Origin of the sequence: Flavobacterium sp. (genome assembly GCF_039932285.1) — a bacterium.
Classification (GTDB): Bacteria; Bacteroidota; Bacteroidia; order Flavobacteriales; family Flavobacteriaceae; genus Flavobacterium.
The window spans coordinates 47,883-69,193 of sequence record NZ_JBDTQE010000007.1 but is presented as its reverse complement, the minus strand read 5'-3'; the positions used below and the strand labels follow the sequence as shown (position 1 = coordinate 69,193).

At 31.0% G+C, this 21,311-nt stretch carries 19 protein-coding genes and 1 tRNA gene; 10 read left to right on the top strand and 10 right to left on the bottom strand.

Annotation, left to right across the window (positions count from 1 at the left end; genetic code table 11):
- The first annotated feature begins 811 nt into the window (after positions 1–811).
- Together ABI549_RS03035 and ABI549_RS03030 are read left to right on the top strand one after the other, a co-directional pair.
- Complete coding sequence (locus tag ABI549_RS03035; protein WP_348074978.1) at positions 812–1,474, top strand: ATP-binding protein; 663 nt, start codon at positions 812–814, stop codon at positions 1,472–1,474.
- 4 nt (positions 1,475–1,478) lie between these two features.
- Positions 1,479–2,117, top strand: a complete 639-nt coding sequence (locus tag ABI549_RS03030; RefSeq protein WP_348074977.1) for a response regulator transcription factor — start codon at positions 1,479–1,481, stop codon at positions 2,115–2,117.
- Here ABI549_RS03030 and rlmN read toward each other — a convergent pair whose 3' ends face one another.
- The gene (gene rlmN / locus ABI549_RS03025; protein WP_348074976.1) at positions 2,118–3,161 is read right to left on the bottom strand and encodes a 23S rRNA (adenine(2503)-C(2))-methyltransferase RlmN; all 1,044 of its coding nucleotides are present in this window, start codon (positions 3,159–3,161) and stop codon (positions 2,118–2,120) included. It lies immediately after the preceding gene.
- 78 nt (positions 3,162–3,239) lie between these two features.
- Here rlmN and ABI549_RS03020 point away from each other — a divergent pair, with 78 nt between their 5' ends.
- Complete coding sequence (locus ABI549_RS03020; RefSeq protein WP_348074975.1) at positions 3,240–3,881, top strand: O-methyltransferase; 642 nt, start codon at positions 3,240–3,242, stop codon at positions 3,879–3,881.
- Between the two features lie 74 nt (positions 3,882–3,955).
- Here the strand turns inward: ABI549_RS03020 and ABI549_RS03015 are convergent, their stop codons facing one another.
- The 6 genes from ABI549_RS03015 to ABI549_RS02990 are packed head-to-tail and all read right to left on the bottom strand — an operon-like array spanning position 3,956 to position 9,210.
- Positions 3,956–4,525 carry a phosphatase PAP2 family protein gene (locus tag ABI549_RS03015; protein WP_348074974.1) on the bottom strand — a complete coding sequence of 190 codons (570 nt, stop codon included), beginning with the start codon at positions 4,523–4,525 and terminating at the stop codon, positions 3,956–3,958.
- Positions 4,525–4,893: a twin-arginine translocase TatA/TatE family subunit gene (locus ABI549_RS03010; protein WP_348074973.1), complete on the bottom strand. Its 369-nt coding sequence runs from the start codon at positions 4,891–4,893 to the stop codon at positions 4,525–4,527. The genes ABI549_RS03015 and ABI549_RS03010 overlap by 1 nt, the downstream gene beginning before the upstream one ends.
- 26 nt (positions 4,894–4,919) lie before the next feature.
- Complete coding sequence (locus ABI549_RS03005; RefSeq protein ID WP_348074972.1) at positions 4,920–7,172, bottom strand: M1 family metallopeptidase; 2,253 nt, start codon at positions 7,170–7,172, stop codon at positions 4,920–4,922.
- 59 nt (positions 7,173–7,231) lie between these two features.
- Positions 7,232–7,735 carry a DUF6702 family protein gene (locus ABI549_RS03000; RefSeq protein WP_348074971.1) on the bottom strand — a complete coding sequence of 168 codons (504 nt, stop codon included), beginning with the start codon at positions 7,733–7,735 and terminating at the stop codon, positions 7,232–7,234.
- A 13-nt stretch (positions 7,736–7,748) separates the two neighbouring features.
- A complete protein-coding gene (locus ABI549_RS02995) occupies positions 7,749–8,504 on the bottom strand; it encodes a hypothetical protein (RefSeq protein ID WP_348074970.1) in 756 nt (251 codons plus the stop codon).
- Entirely contained in the window at positions 8,491–9,210 is a 720-nt protein-coding gene (locus ABI549_RS02990; protein ID WP_348074969.1) for a hypothetical protein, read from the bottom strand. Before ABI549_RS02990 ends, ABI549_RS02995 begins: the two co-directional genes overlap by 14 nt.
- A 114-nt stretch (positions 9,211–9,324) precedes the next feature.
- On the opposite strand from ABI549_RS02990, the gene pepE reads away from it, so the two are divergent.
- Positions 9,325–10,032: a dipeptidase PepE gene (pepE, locus tag ABI549_RS02985; protein ID WP_348074968.1), complete on the top strand. Its 708-nt coding sequence runs from the start codon at positions 9,325–9,327 to the stop codon at positions 10,030–10,032.
- Positions 10,033–10,067: 35 nt separating this feature from the next.
- Here the strand turns inward: pepE and ABI549_RS02980 are convergent.
- Positions 10,068–10,140 (bottom strand) — tRNA-Gly (locus tag ABI549_RS02980).
- A 137-nt stretch (positions 10,141–10,277) separates the two neighbouring features.
- Here ABI549_RS02980 and ABI549_RS02975 point away from each other — a divergent pair.
- A complete protein-coding gene (locus tag ABI549_RS02975) occupies positions 10,278–10,715 on the top strand; it encodes a GNAT family N-acetyltransferase (RefSeq protein WP_348074967.1) in 438 nt (145 codons plus the stop codon).
- A 9-nt stretch (positions 10,716–10,724) separates the two neighbouring features.
- Positions 10,725–12,425 (top strand): L,D-transpeptidase family protein, encoded by a 1,701-nt coding sequence (locus tag ABI549_RS02970; RefSeq protein ID WP_348074966.1) that lies wholly within the window; start codon positions 10,725–10,727, stop codon positions 12,423–12,425.
- On the opposite strand, the gene ABI549_RS02965 is transcribed toward ABI549_RS02970, so the two are convergent.
- Positions 12,414–13,121: a murein L,D-transpeptidase catalytic domain family protein gene (locus ABI549_RS02965; protein WP_348074965.1), complete on the bottom strand. Its 708-nt coding sequence runs from the start codon at positions 13,119–13,121 to the stop codon at positions 12,414–12,416. The two genes, ABI549_RS02970 and ABI549_RS02965, sit on opposite strands and share 12 nt — an antisense overlap.
- 206 nt (positions 13,122–13,327) lie before the next feature.
- Here ABI549_RS02965 and ABI549_RS02960 point away from each other — a divergent pair, with 206 nt between their 5' ends.
- Positions 13,328–15,802, top strand: a complete 2,475-nt coding sequence (locus tag ABI549_RS02960) for a DUF5916 domain-containing protein (RefSeq protein WP_348074964.1) — start codon at positions 13,328–13,330, stop codon at positions 15,800–15,802.
- A gap of 162 nt (positions 15,803–15,964) precedes the next feature.
- Positions 15,965–17,482, top strand: a complete 1,518-nt coding sequence (gpmI, locus tag ABI549_RS02955; protein ID WP_348074963.1) for a 2,3-bisphosphoglycerate-independent phosphoglycerate mutase — start codon at positions 15,965–15,967, stop codon at positions 17,480–17,482.
- A gap of 62 nt (positions 17,483–17,544) precedes the next feature.
- Here the strand turns inward: gpmI and ABI549_RS02950 are convergent, their stop codons facing one another.
- On the bottom strand, positions 17,545–18,822 hold the full coding sequence (locus ABI549_RS02950) for an acetyl-CoA hydrolase/transferase C-terminal domain-containing protein (RefSeq protein ID WP_348074962.1): 1,278 nt from the start codon (positions 18,820–18,822) through the stop codon (positions 17,545–17,547).
- A gap of 147 nt (positions 18,823–18,969) precedes the next feature.
- Here ABI549_RS02950 and ABI549_RS02945 point away from each other — a divergent pair, with 147 nt between their 5' ends.
- A complete protein-coding gene (locus ABI549_RS02945; protein WP_348074961.1) occupies positions 18,970–19,644 on the top strand; it encodes a TetR/AcrR family transcriptional regulator in 675 nt (224 codons plus the stop codon).
- Between the two features lie 4 nt (positions 19,645–19,648).
- Complete coding sequence (locus ABI549_RS02940) at positions 19,649–21,310, top strand: ATP-binding cassette domain-containing protein (protein WP_348074960.1); 1,662 nt, start codon at positions 19,649–19,651, stop codon at positions 21,308–21,310.
- Position 21,311: the final 1 nt, after the last annotated feature.

The following is a 21,311-nucleotide window of genomic DNA, read 5'->3' as shown; positions in this document are numbered from 1 at the left end:
CAATTGAATCACTTAATTTTGGTTCAATGGGTAATCCTCCTAAAATGGAATATGGAGGGTAATATATGTTAGAAAATCTTAGATTTTGTATAGTTTATTTAGCTTTGTTATCTGGTATTTGTGGCGTTATATTTTGGCACAAACTTCCTAATAATAAGGCTAAGCTATTTTTATTTTCAATATGGTTTTCAGTACTCACAGAGGTTGTTGGAAAATATTTTACAGCTTGGACGGGCTTACTTAACTATTATGTATTTAACTTTTACATTTGTGTGATATTTTGCATCTACATCATTTTACTGAAATCCTTATTAAAAAAATTAGTTTATAAAAATCTTGCAGGACTTTTCCTTATTATTTTTATACTTTTTTATGTTGTTAATTACTTTCTTTTTCAAAATGAATTTGGTCAAATTTTTACAAATAGTTATGCTGTTGGCGTAATAATTATAGTAATTTTAAGTTTTTTATACTTACTCGAACTATTTAGTAGCAACTTGGTATTAGACTATAGTAAGTCTATTTTTTTCTGGTTTATTCTTGGGATTTTAATTTTTTTCGTTCCATATTTACCATTTATGTTATCATTAGATTGGTTTTTAATCGACTATAATTCTTCAGTTTATGGGCTAATAATATTTTTCCTAAATTTACTGATGAATATTTGTTTCACAATAGGATTTATATGCAGCGAGAAGAAATACAATTATTAATCATTTCATTTAGCATTGTACTTTTTATGCTATTGCTAACTTTGTTTGTGCTTTTTTATTTTTTTCAAAAGAAAAAATCAAAATTTTTAATAGAAAAAATGGAGGCCGATTTATTATTTCAATCAGAGCTTACAAATTCGAAGATTGAAATTAAAGAACAAACACTCACCAATGTTAGTAGAGAATTGCACGACAACATTGGACAAATCCTTTCTGTAGCATTAATGCAAATGAATATCATCATTGAAAATGATGATGAATACACTAAAAAAGAACTCAAAAACATTAAAGAGCTTGTCAACAAATCATTAAATGAAATTAGGCTATTGTCAAAAATAATGAATGGTGATATTTTTGTAAATACCAACTTTATTAAATCCATATCTGACGATTTAAAAAGAATAGCGGAATTAAAAAAAATAAAATATCAGTTGAATGTAAACGGTGAAATTCAAAAAATAAACAAAGAACATCAAACCATTATATATAGAATTTTGCAAGAATCTATAGCTAATATTTTAAGACATTCACATAGCGAAACTATTGCTATCGAAATATTTTTTAGTTCAAATAATTGTAAAATAAATATTATTGACACCGGTAAAGGGTTTGACTATAAAAAAGAATCCAGTGGTATTGGTCTAGCAAATATTAAAACAAGAGTTGCTCTGATAAAAGCAACACTTAAAATTCATTCTGAAATTAATAAAGGCACAATAATAACTATTGATTATCCAATAAATACTCAAGAAAATAATTAACGTTATGGAAAAAATAAAAATTGTAATTGTAGATGATCATTTATTATTTTCTCAATCACTCTCCTATTTAATTGGAACATTTAAGGAGTTTACAGTAATTGGAAGTTATAGCAATGGAAAAGAGTTTACAAACATGTTTTTAAATGAATTTGAAAAACCCGACATTGTTTTACTTGATGTTAATATGCCAATTATGGATGGGGTTGAAACAATGAAGTGGTTGAAAGAAAACCAACCTAATTTGAAAGTTTTGGCATTATCTGTAAACGATGATGAAGATACTATTATGAAAATGATTACAAATGGCGCAAAAGGATATCTACTAAAAGACACACACCCTAATACTTTCAAAGAAGCACTCATTGAAGTATATAACAAAGGTTTTTATTATTCGGAAATGGTTTCAGGATATCTTATAAATAAACTTACCTGTAACGAAAATAAAATTATACTAAAAGAGCGTGAAGTCGAATTTATAAAGCTCGCTTGTACCGAAAAAACGTACAAAGAAATTGCCAGTGGCATGTGCCTAAGCCCAAAAACTATTGATGGTTATAGAGAACAATTATTTCAAAAATTGGAAATTAAAACTCGAATTGGATTGGTCTTATATGCAATAAAACACAAGATAGTTTGTATCTAATTATCCCTCTTTATTAGCCAATTGTCCGCAAGCAGCATCTATATCTTTACCTCGACTGTGTCTCACTTTTGCAATAATTCCGTTTGAATCTAGTGCTTTTATATAAGCATTTATTGATTCTATTGATGCTTGCTGAAACTCTCCATCATCAATCGGATTGTACTCAATAAGATTTACTTTACAAGGAACATGTTTACAAAATTTCACCAAGGCATCTACGGATTCTTTGTTGTCATTTATTCCTTTCCAAACCACATATTCATAAGTGATTTTGCTTTTTGTTTTGTGATACCAATATTCTAAAGATTCACGTAATTCAGGTAATGGAAAGCTTTTTGTGAATGGCATGATTCGGTTACGAGTTTCCTCGATAGCGGAATGTAAAGAAACTGCCAGTTTGAATTTGACCTCATCATCGGCCATTTTTTTAATCATTTTAGATACACCCGAAGTAGAAACAGTAATTCTTTTAGGCGACATTCCTAATCCTTCGTTAGAAGTTATCATATCAATCGCTTTGATCACATTATTGTAATTCATGAGTGGTTCTCCCATTCCCATAAACACAATATTAGACAAAGGGCGATTGAAATATAACTTGCTTTCTCTATCAATAGCGAGAACTTGATCATAAATTTCGCCAGGTTCTAGATTTCTCATGCGTTTGAGACGAGCTGTAGCACAAAAATTACAATCTAAACTACAACCCACTTGGCTAGAAACACAAGCGGTTGTGCGAGTTTCGGTTGGGATTAAAACCGATTCGACAATTAAACCATCATGTAACCGAACAGCATTTTTTACCGTTCCGTCGCTACTGCGTTGCATCGTATCTACTTTAATATGATTAATGACAAAATTTTCTACTAACATTTGTCTGGTTTCTTTAGAAACGTTTGTCATGTCTTCAAAACTATGTGCGCCTTTACTCCACAACCATTCGTACACTTGATTGCCACGAAAGGCTTTGTCATTATTAGTTATAAAAAAATCACGTAATTGTTCTTTAGATAATGCTCGTATGTCTTTTTTCTCGATTTGCATGGTGCAAATTTAGGTTATTTTGTTGATTTAGTAATTTGTTGATTTGGTAATTTGTATTTTTGCTTAAAATTTTATCAAATGCATTTCCTTTCTCAAGATTTAGAAGATTATATTGAGCAACATTCAGAAAACGAACCAGAATTATTAGCGCAACTTAACAAAGAAACTTACCAGAAAATTTTGTTGCCTAGAATGTTGAGCGGGCATTTTCAAGGTCGGGTTTTAAGTATGTTATCCAAACTTATTCGCCCAGTAAATATCCTAGAAATAGGTACTTATACTGGTTATTCTGGTTTGTGCTTGTGCGAAGGAATACAAGAAAACGGACAATTGCACACCATCGATATTAAGGAAGAGTTAGTAGATTTTCAGCGGAAATATTTTGACAAATCGCCTTGGGGAAATCAAATTGTGCAACATTTAGGAGAAGCCGTCGATATTATTCCTGATTTGGATTTAAAATTTGATTTGGTTTTTATTGATGCCGATAAAGAAAACTACATTCATTATTTTAATCTAATTGTCCCTAAAATGAATAAAGGCGGGATTATCTTGTCTGACAATGTTTTGTGGTCTGGAAAAGTGGTTTTGCCTTTAGAGAAAAATGATTTGAGTACTAAAGTTTTGTTGGAGTATAATTTGCTTTTAAAGAATGATCCAAGAGTTGAAACTGTTTTGTTACCTATAAGAGACGGGTTGACTGTTAGTCGAGTACTTTAGCCCAGATGGGAACGGCATCCTTTTTCTTGCTCCTTTAGCAAGGAAAAGATATAGTGTACAGCTGGAAATAGCTCCTAAAAATTATCCTTAAAATATTTCAGCTGAATTATTTGATAGATTATATAGGTTACACAACCTGTAATTATACCGCAAGTATATCCTGCAAGTATATCGGTAGGAAAATGTAAACCTAAGTAAATACGACTGTAAGCGAAGATTAATGGCCAAAGTATTAGTAACCAAAAATATTTGTATTTTTTTCTAAATATTGAATATAAAAAAACGAAAACCGCCATCGTGTTTGAAGAATGCCCGGAGAAAAAACTAAAAGTCGAACTTGTTTTTACAATTCTAATAATATCTTTAATTTCTGGATCATTACAAGGGCGCAATCGCTGAAATGTTGATTTAAATAACTCGGTAATAGTATTGTTTACCGTGAGTAAAACAGCAACAAAAAGGACAATAATAATGGTTTGTTTTGTTCCTAACTTTTTATAAACTAAATACAATAAGAAGACAAAAAGAGGAATCCAGCTAGATTGTTTTGTAATAATTAACCACAACGAATCGAAATTTTCCGAACCTAAACCATTTAGGAAAACGAATAATTCTTTATCTATCGAGATTATTTTTTCTAGCATTATAATTGACGTTTTATAGGTCCTGTTAAATCATCAAGGTTTTCTTTGACCTTGTTAATTTCGGAAGTAATATCGTCAGTGATAGATTTTGTCCCTAAGGAATCCGATGTATTATCGGTAATCATTTTGTTGAATCCTTGTTTTACTTTATCAATTTCTGAAGTAAAATCTCCAGTTAGAGATTTTATGTCAATATCATTAGATTCGGCACCACGCTGAATCTCAGATTTTATATCATTAGTTGCATTTTTTAGCTGCGCCATCGCTTTTCCCATTGTACGCGCTATATCTGGTATCTTATCTGATCCAAAAAGCATCAATGCGACAAACATGATAAAAACTAATTCTCCTCCTCCTATTCCAAACATTTTTTTTAATTTTAATACAATGTTAATTAATCAAATTTAGATTTTCCAATTACTTTTGGCCAAGTATTATTGGTTACATCAATATCGGCAGTTTCTAATTTTGGATCTACTACAATTTTTGAAATTGCTTTTTGTGTAGCAAATGTTCTTACAACCTCAGCATCATTCATTCTCCAAATTTGTGCTGGAAATGTTTGGTTTTCAGTAGTTCCATCTTCAAAAGTTAGTTCGACAATAATTGGCATTACTAATCCTCCAGGCTTGTTAAACGTTACTTCATAAAAATATTTTGGAGAAGCTAATTTTGCAATTTCTTCTGGTTTGAAATTCGTTTGCACAAACTCATCTAACGTTTTAACATCTTTTACGTTTAATGCTTTTTTGTTTTCCGCTAACAAATCTTGACTTGTGCTAGAAACCATGTATACTAATGGTCCAGACATTTTACGTCTATTTCTTCTGTTAACTTCTGGGGCTTTAAACTCTTTCGGAGCATCATTGCTCACATAATATTGATTTACCTCTTTAATACCTATATCCGTATAATCTGTAGTATAAAACCAACCACGAATAAACCAATCTAAATCAGTTGCCGACGCGTCTTCCATAGTTCTAAAAAAGTCTTCTGGGGTTGGATGTTTAAATTTCCAACGATTTGCGTAGGTTTTGAAAGCGTAATCGAACAATTCGTGTCCCATAATGGTCTCACGAAGAATATTTAATCCAGCTGCTGGTTTTCCGTAAGCATTATTACCAAATTGTTTTATCGCTTCGGAATTAGTCATAATTGGCTCAATATTCGATTGATCACCACTCATATAAGGAACAATTTTTGTTGCTGGTCCACGATCTACAGGGAAATTTTTATCGAAAGAAATTTCGGCAAGATATTCCATAAATGTGTTTAACCCTTCGTCCATCCAAGTCCATTGACGCTCATCAGAATTAACAATCATTGGGAAGAAATTGTGCCCTACTTCATGAATAATTACGCCTAACATTCCGTATTTTACTCTGTCAGAAAATGTTCCGTCAGCTTCTGGACGTCCAAAATTCCAACAAATCATCGGATATTCCATTCCTTGATCTTGTGCATTTACAGAAACTGCTTTTGGGTAAGGAAAATCGAAAGTATAACTCGAATAGCTTTTTAGCGTGTGCGCCACAGCTTTAGTAGAATATTGTTCCCATAACGGATTTCCTTCTTTTGGGTATAGTGAAACGGCCATTACCGTTTTTCCACCCAACTTGACAGCCATCATATCTAAAATAAATTTTCTTGATGTTGAGATTCCAAAATCACGAACATTCTCTGCTTTAAACTTCCAAGTTTTTTTCTTGTCAGAAAAACCCTTTTCGCTTTCTGTTGCTTCTGCTTGTGTAACAATTACAACTGGTTTGTCGAAAGAATTTTGTGCTAATGCATATCTTTTTACTTGCTCTGGTGTGAAAACTTCGGCTCTATTTAATAAATTTCCTGTCGCTTCCATCACGTGGTCGGCTGGAACTGTAATATTTACTTCAAAATTTCCAAATGGCAAAGCAAATTCTCCGCTTCCCCAAAACTGCATATTTTGCCAACCTTCTACATCATTATAAACTGCCATTCTTGGATAAAATTGTGCTAAAACGTACAATTTATTTCCATCATTAAAAGGCTCATAACCAGAACGGCCTCCATCTAACATATAATTGTTAATATTATAATTCCATTTAATATTCATGACAAATTTTTCGCCATGCGCTAATGGTTTTACAAGATTTATACGCATCATGGTTTCATTTACAGTATAAGAAATTGGGTTGCCTTTTATATCTTTTACATAATCGATTTTAAACCCACCATCAAATTTTTCTTCTAAATATTTTCTTGAAAAACCTTGTGCACTAATAGCTGGATCTATTTTAGAATTCTCGACTAATGGTGTTTTTGATGTTCTTGCAGCAATATTCTGATCTAATTGAATCCATAAATATTCTAGAGATTCTTTAGCATTATTAGTATAGGTTATAGTCTCTGTCCCAAATAATTTAGCATTTTTATCATCTAACTCGACATCCATTTTATAATCTGCTTGTTGCTGATAATATTCAGGTCCAGGTGCACCAGAGGCTGTTCTGTACATATTTGGTGTTGCCAACAAATCGTACATCTGACGAAATTTATTTTTATCTTCGTGTCCTTGTTCTTTGGTTTTGGGAGCTTCTTTAACCTCTTGTGCAATTGCTGAAGTTGAAATCGCAAGTAGAATTAAAAGTGAATTAAATATGTTTCTCATAGCCTGATTTAATTTTAAAGCTATAAAAGTAATTATTTTTATTACAGAAAATTGAAAACTTATTGTTTTAACAAACCTTTCACATTATTTGAAGTTAGTAACAAACTTTGTTTCTTACTATAAATTGTGGATTGAATGATATTTTGCTGGTCGGAATTTAAGTCAAATAAAGCCGTGTTTTTAACTTCTAAAGTTTTTATTTTTGATATATCTTTGACATTATAATAACAAATCACCACGTTTCCTTCGAGTTCTTTGCTCAAATAATTGATGCTTTTTTGCTGACCATTTATTTTTATAGAAAAATTATCTAAGATGTATTTTTTCATCAAAACTAAATCTTGTGGCATTTCGGTTGGCTCTCCAATATGCGTTTTTTGATTATATTTTGCTTTCAGAATATCATTTAAATCATCAATAAAAATACGTGAGGTAATTTCAAGCATTTTTTTCTCAGGAACATAATTGAGTTGATATATTGATACATAAAATTTATGCATCCCAAAAGATGACAAGCTTATTATTAATAAAAAAAGTAACGTATAAATTATTGATTTTTTCATTTTACGAAAATAACTATTCTTTTTTTGGAAAAGTAATTTGTTTGTATTTTTCTGCTAATTCTCCCAATAAAAATGCGGTCATGGTTTTATTTTTAGATTTTATACTTGCTATTAATCGCGGATCGTCAATAACATATATTTGAAATCCTTTTACGTATTCTGAGGGAATTTTTAATGTTTCTGTAAAAAAAGCTTCATCATATAAATTGTCAATTTTTACCTGTAATCTTTCTTTGTTTTCTACCTCAAGTTCTTTTTTTAGCATGGCGGTTCTACCGCTTATTTGATTAATTAAACCATCGACACTCATTCCTCCTGCAGGAATAAGAAGCGGACTATACCATTTAAATTGTTCCGCTGTCCTTAATCGTCTTTGCGCTGGTGTATATGTTTTTGTCCCTTTAGGAATAATTCCTAGTGAAACGGCATTTATTTCAGAATAATTTTTAATATAAACCTCGTCTAACATTCTTACCTGTTGTTTTAATCGCATAAAAAATAAATTCTCGGTAAAATCAGATTGTTTTAATAGAAATTGCATTCCTTTTACCTGCATTCCAGAAAACATTAATGTATCTGTTGCTTTGGCTAAAATCGAGAAAAAACCACCTTTTTCTGTCATGGTCATTTTCTTATTAGTTAAGTTGATAACATGAATTCCGTCAAGACTTGAAGCATCGGAAATTACTTTTCCTCTCAATAATACCTGAGAAAAACTACTTTGAAAAAGTAGAAATAAAATAAGTATAAGTAAACTATTTTTTTTCATTCCGTAATAAATCATTGTATTTTAAAGACAATTCTCTAAGTAAAAACGAGGTTAACTTTGTGTTTTTTTTATTTAAACTAGTTATTAACTTATTATCGTCAATTGCAAAAATTTGAAAACCTTTTATATATTCGGAAGAAATTTTTAGTGTTTTTATATAAAAGTCATCTTCAAATAATCTTGATAACTTATCTAGTAATTGTTCTTTTTTCTCGACTTCAATATTTTTTTTCAATTCCTTCTTTCTTCCATTTATAGCATTTATAAATTGTACTATCCCTATTCCTGAACTTTCGGATATTAGCCTTCTTTCTGCTGGTGTATAGGTTTTTACATCTTTAGAAATAATCCCTAAAGATACTGCATTTATTTGCGGATAATTTTTAATTACGACCTCCTCAAGTTGTGTTGCTTTTGGGTATAATTTTATGTATAATAAATTAGTAGAAAAATCAATAGGCTTCAAATTCAGTACTTTCCGTTCAAGTTTAGGTCCTGAGAAAACTAAAACTTGATTTGGTTTGGCTTCAATTGAAAACAATCCGCTACTATCTGTAATTGTTTTTGCATTGGTAGACAAATTAGTTACGTAAATTTCGTCAAGATTTGAGTCATCGAAAACTACTTTTCCCTTCAACAATGTTTGACAAAAAACACTTTGAGATAAAAGAAAAACAGGAAATGCTAAAAATAATATTCGGATCATTAGTGTTTAATATTTTGTAAAAATAGAAGTCAATCCTCACAATATATTATTAATGCCTTGGTAATATTTTGTTAATAATAATTATTTACCTTTGAAAAACTTAACAAAAAAATAATGAAAAGAGTTATTCTTGCCAGTACTTCTACCCTATACAATGGTGATTATTTAGACTACTTATTACCTACATTACAAAATCATTTTGAAGGCTGTAAAACCTTGCTTTTTATCCCTTACGCTAGACCTAGCGGAATTTCTCACGATGATTACACCACAAAAGTAAGTACGGCTTTTTCCAAAATAAATATCACTGCAAAAGGTATTCATGAGTATGAAAATCTTACTGAAGCTATTCAAAAAGCTGAAGCTATCTTTACGGGTGGCGGAAATACTTTTTTGTTAGTTTCTCAACTGTATAAAAACAATTTGATGACCGTTTTAAAAAACACTATCGAAGCTGGAACGCCTTATTTAGGAACAAGCGCAGGAAGTAATATAGGAGGAATGACGATGAACACGACTAATGACATGCCGATTGTGTTGCCCGAAAGTTTTCAAACTTTAGGATTAATCCCTTTTAATCTAAATCCGCATTTTTTAGATGCAAACACGCAATCGACACACATGGGAGAAACTCGCGAGACGAGAATAAATGAATTTCATACCATTAGTAATATTCCGGTTTTGGGGCTAAGAGAAGGAAGTTGGTTAGAAATATATGAAGAAAACATTACTCTAAAAGGGGAATTAACCGCTCGATTGTTCAGACAGAACGAAGCTGCTATCGAGCTAGAAACAGATACGAATTTTAATTTTTTGACATAAAAAAACCCCAAATTTTCATTTGAGGTTTTTTGAAGAGCGAAAGACGAGGCTCGAACTCGCGACAACCAGCTTGGAAGGCTGGAGCTCTACCAACTGAGCTACTTTCGCATTACAACGGTGCAAATATAACTAATATTTTTTGTTAGTTGCAAATTTTTTTTCAAAAAAAGCATGGCTTTATTTTTATTAAAAAAATTAACACCCATAATCTATTTATTATTAAAGTTTTAACCATTATATAAAAAATGAATATGATTAAAGAAATTACTACTCAAGAGACATTTTTGGTACGAAATTTGGTATTAAGATCTGGAAAACCAGTTGAAACTTGTTTTTTTGATGGTGATAATTTGGAACAAACAAAACACTTTGGCTATTTTGATAATGGAAATATTATTGGAGTTGTATCAGTTTATAAAAATAAAAATAGTATTTTTAAATTCCCAAATCAATATCAAATTCGTGGAATGGCAATCTTGGAAGAATTTCAAGGAAGTGGTTGCGGCAAACTATTGGTTAAACATTGTGAAGGTTACTTGACAAGTAACTATGCAAATTTAATCTGGTTTAATGCCCGAGAAACTGCCGTCACATTTTACGAAAAACTAGGTTACACCAAAAATGGATTTCCTTTTCCGATTGCTGATGTTGGAATTCATTTTTTAATGTTTAAAAATTTATAACAATACTAAATGAAGCCACTTTACTTACTTATTCCGCTTATAATTTTTATTTGTTGCAAGAAGAATACGCTCGACAAACCTGCGGATAATTCTTCTTTTATTAATTTTACTTTCTTTAATTTTTCTGTAAAGATAGATTCCACAATAATAAGTGGTTATAAAAATGAGAATTTAACCGCTTTTTATAAAAATTATGACTACGAAACTGTTTGGACTTCTCAGGACAATAGAACTGTTATTTTAGACGAATTTAAGAATGCAACATCGGAAGGATTGCTTCCTAATGATTATAATTATGATATACTAAACATCTTAAACAACAATTATGATCTTTTAGACGACACAAAATTGGTTGAATTTGATTTGTTACTCACACAAAGCATTCAAAAATATCTTTCCCATATATATAAAGGAAAAATAGATCCTAAGATAATATACCATGATTGGGATTTGAAAGAAAAAACTATCGATATAAATACCGTGCTTTTTGAAGCTATTGAAAATAAATCTTTTACATCAAAATTTGAAGAGCTAAAACCCAAACATATCATTTACAAAAACTTAAAAGAAGCTTTGCGATTATTAAATACTTTTCCTAAAGATTCAGTTCCATTTATAGTATTGAAACCAAAAGATAAAATTATTTTTAATAAAACACACAAACTTATAAAAACCATAAAGCAACGATTAATCTATTGGCATGATATGAAACAAGCTGATACATTGACAAATATTTATGACAAAGAAACACAAAACGCCGTAATGGCATTTCAATCACGACATGGGTTAAACCCTGATGGATTGATAGGAAAAGGAACTATTTTAGCGTTAAACTTTACTAAAGACCAACGAATCGAACAAATTATTGCAAATTTAGAACGTTGGCGATGGTATGCGAGCGATTTTGGTAAAAACTATCTTTTAATAAATATTCCAGATTACACTTTACTTGCTATTAAGGACAATGACACCATGCAAAAACAAAGAGTGGTTGTAGGAAAAGACACGAGACAAACACCCATTTTAGAATCGAAAGTCACTAACATCAATTTAAACCCAAACTGGACCGTTCCGCCAACTATTCTCAAAGAAGATATTTATCCAGATGCTATAAAAGACAAAGGAGTTTTTAAGAGAAAAGGACTCACAATTATAGACAACAAAAACAATGAAGTTAATCCATGGGATTGGAAAATGGAAGATGCCAAGAAATACAAATACGTTCAAAATCCTGGGAGAAACAGTTCATTAGGACTCATGAAAATAAATTTTCCAAACAAATTTTCTGTTTACCTACACGACACTAATCATCGGAATTTTTTTACTTTTACTTACAGATCTTTAAGCTCAGGCTGTGTAAGACTAGAAAAACCACTAGAAATGGCTGCTTATCTGATAAATAATCCGGAAAAATGGGATTTAAAAACCATACAAGACACTACCGATATTAATTATTATAACAAACTTCAAAAACTAAAAGAAAAGAGAATTGCAATAAAAAACGCAAAACTCTTAGCAAAAAACCCCCTATTAGTTATTCCTGAAAAAGTATATCCAAAACCAGAGCTAAAAACAATAGTAGTAAAAATTTCTGATGATATTCTTATTCACCAACTATACTGGACCGCATGGTCAGAAAGAGGATCATTAGAGTTTAGAGAAGATATTTATTCTCTAGATTCTGATTTGTATAGTAAACTAAGAAATTAATTTAGATGTGATTTCGTAACTTCTGCTTGGATGATAAATAAATATACAAGATTTATCTTTGATAGTTTTAATAATTTGAGTTTTTAAAGCTTCCGGAATTGCTGGACAGCCCTGACTTCTTCCTAAATAACCTTGCGATTTTAGTATTGACGGATTAGCATAACTAGCACCATGAATAACAACAGCTCTAGAACGAGCATTACTGTTTATTCCTTTTTCTTGTCCGTCAAGTTTCAATGACAATCCGTGTTTTCCGTTGTAAGTTTCTCCAGTTGTATAAAAGCCTAAACTACTCTTGTTAGAACTAGCAGAATTTGAAAAACTATTAGCATACTCTCCGCCAGAATTCATGCCATGAGATACTACTGTATTATATAATATTGTATTATTAGACAAATCAATAACCCAAAGTCTTTTCTTTGTAGATGACAAACTAAAATCAATCACTGTCAAAATATCTTTTTGAACAAGTCCTTTTTCTTTTAACGCATAAAAACCTTCCATTGCTTTTTTGAAGCAAGTAATTTGTGGCAATGCAAAGTGATTAGAATCTAGAGAATGATAAATAATTTCAATCCTAGCCGAAATGTTATTTGCTGTTGCACTAGCAAGTAATTTTGGATCCGTGTTTGTAGTACTTTTTGGGGCAAAAGACATGAAAAACACTAAAAGAAGGGGCAAAATTCTATAAGTCATTGATAATGTATTAATTGTGTTGTTGTTTGTACATGGCAAATATGTAATAAAAAATATTAGCAACCAAATTTTTTTGTTCTTAATCGGTAAAATTTAACATTTCGTCGATTTTTTGTATTTAGTATTTTAGTTAAACAAATCATAAATAACAAGCGCTCACTAAGAATATTTATAAATTTGTCGGCATCATCAAAAAATCAAAAATTATGGCTTACAGACTAATCATCATATTAGCATTATTGTTTAATAAAAATCTCTACTCACAAAACAATTCTATTTCCGACACAGAAAAACAGTCCAATTCTTTAACTTCAGAAAAAAAGAAACTTAATACAATACCATCAGACGAAAAAGTTTTGATAGATGGAGAGCTAGATGAATCTATCTGGCAAAAGGCCGAAATTGCAACTAACTTTGTTATGTTTGAACCAGATAATGGGAAGCCAATTGCTCAAAATAAAAAAAGTGATGTCAAAATAGTTTACGATAACGAGGCTATATATATAGGTGCAATGTTATACGACAACGAACCAAACAAAATCATGAAAGAAATCACACAGCGTGATAATGACGGCTCATCTGATTTTTTTGGCGTAAGCATAAACGGCTATAACGATGGTCAGCAGGAATTTCGTTTTTATGTAACAGCAGCAGGCGTACAATTAGATTGTAATTCTAACTCACAAACTGGCGAAGATTTTTCTTGGGATGCTATTTGGGAAAGCAAAACTAAAATAACTGACAAAGGATGGATTGTTGAGATGAGAATTCCTTATTCGGCACTTCGTTTTTCAAAAGAAAGTGTCCAAACTTGGGGAATTAATTTTCTAAGACAAATTCGTCGTGACAGACAATTATATACCTGGACACATATTGATAACAAAAAAGGATCCTTCGAACAACAAGCAGGAGAATTACATGGTATAGAAAACATAAAAACACCAACTAGGTTATTCTTTTTCCCATACGCATCTATTTACGTTAGTAATGACAAAAAAAATGGGACAAAAACAGAACTAAAAGGTGGTTTAGATATAAAATACGGAATAAACGATGCCTTTACACTCGATGCAATCCTAGTACCAGACTTTGGTCAAACAGCTTTAGACAATCAAATTTTAAATCTTGGTCCGTTTGAACAACAGTTTAACGAAAATAGACCTTTCTTTACAGAAGGTACAGATTTGTTTAGTAAAGGAGATTTATTTTATTCGAGAAGAATTGGTGGAAGACCATCATTAAGGCGAGGTGGGTTAAACCAAGAAAAAGAAACTAATGAAATTATAGAAGAATACCCCTCAAAAGTAAACTTACTAAATGCGCTAAAAATTTCTGGGCGTACAAAAGGAGGACTAGGTATTGGTTTTTTAAATGCAATTACTCAAAAAACTGAGGCGACACTTTTAGACACGATTTCTCAAACTAAACGAAAAGTCATCATCGAACCCATAACTAATTTTAGTATTCTAACATTAGACCAACGCTTTAATAAAAACTCATCAGTTTCATTAGTAAATACGAATGTAACTCGAGATGGGGAATTTAGAGATGCGAATGTAACTGCTTTAGTATGGGATTTAAATACTACAAAAAATACATTTAATCTTTCAGGAGATTTCAAGTATAGTAATGTAAACGAATACAAAAATTTAGACGACAGAAAAGGCTATAATACCTCCTTAAATTTCGCAGAGACTAGCGGAAAAATACGCTTTAATGTTGGCGCTAAATATGTATCTAAAGAATATGACAACAATGATTTAGGAATAAATTTCATAACAAATTACAGTAGCGTATCGGGAAATATTAACTACCGAATGCTAAAACCATCAGAAAATTTAAACGCATTTAGGCTAAACTGGAATGTATATACTGAGTACGAAAATATAACTGGTAAATTACAAGGATTAAACTTAAATACAAACTACCATTTTACTACAAAAAAGAACAATGGATTTGGAGTTGGATTCAATTCAAAACCCATAAATACCTATGATTTTTACTCACCAGGAGCAGAAGGACGATTTGTTACAATTCCTAAAAATTATGGCGCTTGGGTTTATTATTCATCAAATTACAATAAAAAATTTGCAGTAGATATAGAACCCTATTTTACAGAATATTTTGAAGGAGATCGCATAGAATACGGGATAAGTTTTGGCCCAAGATATCGTCTAAACAATAAAATATCTTTTATACTAAACTATAATTTTGGCAAACAAAACAGCGACAGAGGATTGGTAGATTATCAAGGAGACAATATTATTTATGCCCAAAGAGACGTAAATTCATCTACACTAGCATTGTCTACTAAATATGCTTTAAATAACAAAATGACCATCAATATCAACTCTAGATACTACTGGTCTTATGTACAAAACGACAAATTTCTTTCGCTACAAACAAATGGAACCCTAATTGACAGTGATTACACTAATTCTCTAAATCAGGATTTCAACACTTGGAATATAGACTGCTCTTACTCGTGGTGGATATCCCCAGGAAGCCAACTTAACATGTTATATCGCAACACATCTTTAAATAGTCTTTCAGAAATTCAGAATATAGATAAAAACGTATCTCACAATTTCAACTCCTTATTTGGAGACAAACTGCAACATACTTTTTCAATTAGTTTACGATACTTTTTAGATTACAATAGAGCAAAAAGCTGGATATAATTCGTTAAATTTGTAGCTATTCCTGCTGTACACTATATCTTTTCCTTGCTAAAGAAGCAAGAAAAAGGATGTCATTACCATCAGGGCTAAAAAATTGAAATCAATATCAAACTGTATAAGCTTTATTAATTCTTAGCGAACTTTGTAGTTAAATCTCAAAAAATGAACAAAAAAGTAATCCTAATGATTCTCGATGGCTGGGGAAAATCTCCAGACCCAAAAGTATCCGCAATAGACAATGCCAATATTCCGTTTATAAATTCGCTTTACAAGAATTATCCCAGTGCACAACTGCGAACCTACGGACTAAACGTAGGACTTCCCGAAGGGCAAATGGGAAATTCCGAAGTGGGGCACATGAATCTTGGTGCAGGACGAATTGTATATCAAGATTTAGCAAAAATAAATTTAGCTGTTGCTAATCATACCCTAAGTAAAGAACAAGTCTTAATCGATGCTTTTCAGCATGCAAAAGAAAATAACAAACCAGTACATTTTTTAGGACTACTTTCAGATGGTGGCGTACATTCTCATACTTCTCATTTACGAGGATTATTAGATGCCGCACAAGATTTTGGATTAGAAAAAATATTTATTCATGCCTTTACCGATGGTCGAGACGTAGATCCAAAATCTGGAGCGAAATATCTAGAAGAAATTGGAAATTACATATACAATACTCCTGCAAAATTAGCATCAGTTATAGGTCGTTATTATGCAATGGATCGTGACAACCGTTGGGAAAGAATAAAATTAGCCTATGAATTATTGGTTAATGGAAAAGGAAATCATTCTAAAGATGCTGTTTTATCAATATTAGACAGTTATCACAAAAACATTACAGATGAATTTGTTGCTCCAATAATCATGGTCGATAACAATGATAATCCTATTGCAACAATACAAGATGACGATGTTGTTATTTTCTTTAATTTCCGAACAGATAGAGGAAGAGAACTTACCGAAGCCTTATCACAACAAGATTTTCACGAACAAAACATGCACAAACTCAATTTGTACTATGTTACGCTCACAAACTATGACGAAACTTATAAAAATGTAAACATTGTTTACAACAAAGACAATATAACCGAGACACTAGGAGAAGTTCTAGAAAAAGCGGGTAAAAAACAAATCCGAATTGCTGAAACCGAAAAATACCCGCACGTAACTTTTTTCTTTTCTGGCGGACGAGAACAACCTTTTGTTGGAGAAAGTCGCATCTTAAAAAATTCTCCAAAAGTAGCCACATACGATTTGCAACCAGAAATGAGCGCTTTCGAACTTGCTGATGCTTTAATACCAGAATTAGAAAAAAAGGAAGTAGATTTTGTATGTCTTAATTTTGCAAATGGCGATATGGTAGGTCACACAGGAATTATGGCTGCAGCTATAAAAGCATGCGAAGCTGTTGACAAATGTGTCGAAAAAGTAATTACATCAGCATTAGCAAACAATTACACTACCATCGTAATTGCCGATCACGGAAATTGTGAAACCATGATAAACCCTGATGGCACACCAAACACAGCACACACAACAAATCCTGTTCCTATTATTTTAGTTGATAAAGATTTAAAAACAATTCATGATGGTGTTCTTGGAGATATTGCTCCCACTATTTTAGATCTAATGGGAATCGAAAAACCAGAGGTTATGACACGAAAATCTTTATTATAATTTACAAAAAATGATGAAACTGAAAAGTTTCATCATTTTTTTATTTAGTGACATATTGTATGTTAAAATTTACCGTTAATCATTTCAAAGTAGGCTTTTTCAATCCATTCCTGATGATTCGGATGTGCAATTTTAACCATTTGAGAAACGCGTTGAATTAATGTTTTTCCATATAAATCTGCAATTCCGTTTTCGGTAATTACATAATGAACATGAGATCGAGTAGTTACTACACCAGCTCCTTGTTTTAAATACGGAACAATTCTACTATCACCCTTTTTAGTAATTGAGGGCAATGCAATAATTGCTTTTCCTCCATCACTTAAAGATGCTCCCCGAATAAAATCCATTTGTCCGCCCACACCAGAATACATTCTCGCACCAATAGAATCGGCACAAACCTGACCTGTAACATCAACTTCAATAGCCGAATTAATCGCTACCATTTTTGGATTTTTCCTAATTTTTGAAGTGTCATTTACATAAGATGACTCTCTCATTTCAACAAAAGGATTGTCATTTACAAAATCATATAATCGTTGAGAACCAATAAGAAATGTAGCCAAAGTCCTTCCTCGACAAATCCCTTTATAATTGCAATTAATCACATCTTTTTCGATTAAATCTATAACGCCATCAGAAAACATTTCAGTATGCAATCCAAGATTTTTATGATTCGTTAATTTAGTTAAAGCCGCATTTGGAATAGATCCAATTCCCATTTGCAAAGTACTTTTGTCTTCAATAAGTGAGGCAATATAGGTTCCTATTTTATCCTCAATAGGAGAAATAGCATCCATTTCATGTCCATATATTGGCGTGTCAACTTCAACTAAATAATCTATTTCAGATACATGAAGAATTCCATCACCAAAAGTTCTTGGCATTTTTGAATTAACCTGAGCAACCACAGTTTTTGCATTTTCAATAGCTGCTAATGTTGCTTCTACAGAGACCCCAAGAGAACAATATCCATGAATATCCGGAGGCGAAACATGAATAAAAACAACATCTAACGGAACTACTTTTTTTCTAAACAGATAAGGCAGTTCGCTCAAAAAAACTGGCGTATATGATCCGTTACCCGCAGCTAAGGTGTGTCTAACATTTTTTCCAATAAAAAAAGAATTAACATGAAAACTTTCTGACAATTCAGGATTTGCATAAGCGGCTTCCCCTTCTGTATGCAAATGACAGATTTCAACATTTCTTAGTTCAGAAGCTCTTTCGGTCAGTGCTTTGGTTAGTATAGTTGGTGTTGCTGCTGCAGCCTGAACATAGATTCTATCATTAGATTTTATAATTTTTACAGCCTCTATAGCTGAAACATATTTATTCATAATAATTACATTTTGGTATAAACTTAGGATTATAAAGTTACTCTAAATATGACAAAACTCATCTGATAAAACAAAAACATATAAATAAAAGTTAAAATCTCATTATTAACAGTATTACTATTATATTTGCATAAATATATATCAATTATGAATAGTATACTTTCAAATATAAAAATTCAAATAAACGAAAAACTGTATCAAAAAGATCCTGAAACATCAATTTTAGGAAAAAAAATAATTGAACACAGCATTATCCTTATCGATGAAATCGGTTTTGATGATTTTACTTTTAAAAAACTAGGCGAAAAAATAGGTTCTAATGAAAGTTCCATTTACCGATATTTTGAAAACAAACACATGCTTTTATTGTATCTATCATCTTGGTATTGGAGTTGGATAGAATACCGAATGGTCTTATCTACAAACAACATAGAAAACGCATTTGAAAAATTAAAAATTGCTATTACGATTGTTACAGAAAAGATTATCGATGATCGTACTACAGAGCATATAAACGAATCGATATTAAATAAAATAATAATTTGTGAATTTACTAAAACGTTACTAACCAAAGAAATCGACGAAGAGAACAAAGAAGGTTTTTTCCTAGTATACAAACGAGTCATCAATAGAATTGTAAGTATAATTGATCAAGTAGATTCTAACTATCCCTTTGCAAAATCTTTAGCATCTACAATAGTTGAAGGTTCATTACATCAACATTTCTTGAGAGATCATCTTAAAACAATAACTAATTGTAATCAGGAGATTACGCCCACTGACTTTTATTTAAATCTTATATCATCAATGTTTAAAAAGTAAAAATATGTCTCCACTAAAAAGATTTTACAACCTTTTGTCATTAGACAAAAAAGATATTTACCAGGTATTCTTTTATGCCATTTTTGCAGGATTAATAAGTCTATCCTTACCGTTGGGAATCCAAGCCATAATTAACTTTTTACAATCTGGAAGAGTTAGTGTGTCATGGATTATTCTAATTATTCTTGTTGTAATTGGTGTTGCATTAGTGGGCATACTATCGTTAATGCAACTTCGAATTACCGAAAATTTACAGCAAAAACTTTTTGTTCGTTCCTCATTTGAGTTTGCGTATCGGTTACCAAAAATCAATTTTGAAGAAATGTATAATGTTTATCCACCGGAATTAGCTAATCGTTTTTTTGATACATTAACCATACAAAAAGGAACTTCTAAATTATTAGTTGACTTTTCCGCGGCATTATTACAAATATTTTTTGGCATCATACTCTTGTCTATATACCATCCTTTTTTTATAGTTTTTGGTTTATTATTAATGATTCTTTTATATATAATTTTTAAATTTTCATACAACTCTGGATTAGAAACAAGCTTGAAAGAATCAAAATTTAAGTATAAAGTAGCGGGTTGGCTTCAAGAAATAGCAAGAAATAATACTAGTTTCAAAAACAACTTAGCTTTTAATTTTTCACTTCAAAAAAATGATAATTTAGTGAGTGATTATCTAACATATAGAGAAAAACATTTTAATATTATAAAAAGACAATTTAGTCAATTAATTATTTTTAAAGTTGTCATCACATTAAGTTTATTACTAATTGGAGGATATTTAGTTTTAAACCAACAAATGAACATTGGACAATTCGTTGCTGCAGAAATTATTATTTTACTTGTTATTAATTCGGTTGAGAAAATAATAGTTGGTTTAGAAACTTTTTATGATGTGCTAACTGCTGTCGAAAAAATTGGACAAGTTACTGACATGAACATTGAGGATAGTGATGATGTAGAAGAAAACGCATCTAATTATTCGAATATTTCTATAGAAACCGAAAAACTTTGTTTTAGATTCCCAGACTCACTAAATGATATTTTAAGTTCTATAAACTTAAAAGTAGAACAAGGAGAAAAAATAGTATTAATTGGTGAAAACGGATCTGGAAAATCAACACTAATGAGAATACTATCGAGCACAATTAATCAAACTTCTGGTTCTTTTATTGTTAATGACAATACATTCAGAAAAATAAACCTAAACCAATATCGAAGTCAAATAGGAAAAATTACTCATGGAGAAACTCCATTTGAAGGAACAATCTTAGAAAATATAACTTACAATGATAACACTTTTACAAATGAAAATTTAAAATGGGCTTTAGATGCTGTAAAATTGACTTCATATATTAAAACTTTACCAAAAGGATTGGATACTAAAATACATCCCGAAGGAAAACAACTCTCTTCATCAAATGCCCAAAAAATAATATTAGCAAGAAATATCATTAAAAAACCTCGGATTTTAATTTTTGAAGATGCCACAGATTTAATGGATGAGCCTATAGCAAATGAAATAATTGATTTCCTTTTATCTGATAAAAACGATTGGACTGTAATAGTTTCTTCTAAAAATAGTTATTGGTTAAATAATGCAACAAGAATAATTACTATGAAAAATGGTGAAATTTTTAATGATTCAAAAAAATAAT

Excerpts from the sequence above, each read along its gene's own strand:
- pepE (WP_348074968.1), top strand. The coding sequence starts at position 9,325 with ATGAAAAGAGTTATTCTTGCCAGTACTTCTACCCTATACAATGGTGAT.
- ABI549_RS02990 (WP_348074969.1), bottom strand. The coding sequence starts at position 9,210 with ATGATCCGAATATTATTTTTAGCATTTCCTGTTTTTCTTTTATCTCAA.
- ABI549_RS03020 (WP_348074975.1), top strand. The coding sequence starts at position 3,240 with ATGCATTTCCTTTCTCAAGATTTAGAAGATTATATTGAGCAACATTCA.
- ABI549_RS02965 (WP_348074965.1), bottom strand. The coding sequence starts at position 13,121 with ATGACTTATAGAATTTTGCCCCTTCTTTTAGTGTTTTTCATGTCTTTT.
- ABI549_RS02940 (WP_348074960.1), top strand. The coding sequence starts at position 19,649 with ATGTCTCCACTAAAAAGATTTTACAACCTTTTGTCATTAGACAAAAAA.
- gpmI (WP_348074963.1), top strand. The coding sequence starts at position 15,965 with ATGAACAAAAAAGTAATCCTAATGATTCTCGATGGCTGGGGAAAATCT.
- ABI549_RS02960 (WP_348074964.1), top strand. The coding sequence starts at position 13,328 with ATGGCTTACAGACTAATCATCATATTAGCATTATTGTTTAATAAAAAT.
- ABI549_RS02975 (WP_348074967.1), top strand. The coding sequence starts at position 10,278 with ATGAATATGATTAAAGAAATTACTACTCAAGAGACATTTTTGGTACGA.
- ABI549_RS03030 (WP_348074977.1), top strand. The coding sequence starts at position 1,479 with ATGGAAAAAATAAAAATTGTAATTGTAGATGATCATTTATTATTTTCT.
- ABI549_RS03000 (WP_348074971.1), bottom strand. The coding sequence starts at position 7,735 with ATGAAAAAATCAATAATTTATACGTTACTTTTTTTATTAATAATAAGC.
- ABI549_RS02945 (WP_348074961.1), top strand. The coding sequence starts at position 18,970 with ATGAATAGTATACTTTCAAATATAAAAATTCAAATAAACGAAAAACTG.
- ABI549_RS03035 (WP_348074978.1), top strand. The coding sequence starts at position 812 with ATGGAGGCCGATTTATTATTTCAATCAGAGCTTACAAATTCGAAGATT.
- ABI549_RS02970 (WP_348074966.1), top strand. The coding sequence starts at position 10,725 with ATGAAGCCACTTTACTTACTTATTCCGCTTATAATTTTTATTTGTTGC.
- ABI549_RS02950 (WP_348074962.1), bottom strand. The coding sequence starts at position 18,822 with ATGAATAAATATGTTTCAGCTATAGAGGCTGTAAAAATTATAAAATCT.
- ABI549_RS03015 (WP_348074974.1), bottom strand. The coding sequence starts at position 4,525 with ATGCTAGAAAAAATAATCTCGATAGATAAAGAATTATTCGTTTTCCTA.
- ABI549_RS02995 (WP_348074970.1), bottom strand. The coding sequence starts at position 8,504 with ATGAAAAAAAATAGTTTACTTATACTTATTTTATTTCTACTTTTTCAA.
- ABI549_RS03010 (WP_348074973.1), bottom strand. The coding sequence starts at position 4,893 with ATGTTTGGAATAGGAGGAGGAGAATTAGTTTTTATCATGTTTGTCGCA.
- ABI549_RS03005 (WP_348074972.1), bottom strand. The coding sequence starts at position 7,172 with ATGAGAAACATATTTAATTCACTTTTAATTCTACTTGCGATTTCAACT.
- rlmN (WP_348074976.1), bottom strand. The coding sequence starts at position 3,161 with ATGCAAATCGAGAAAAAAGACATACGAGCATTATCTAAAGAACAATTA.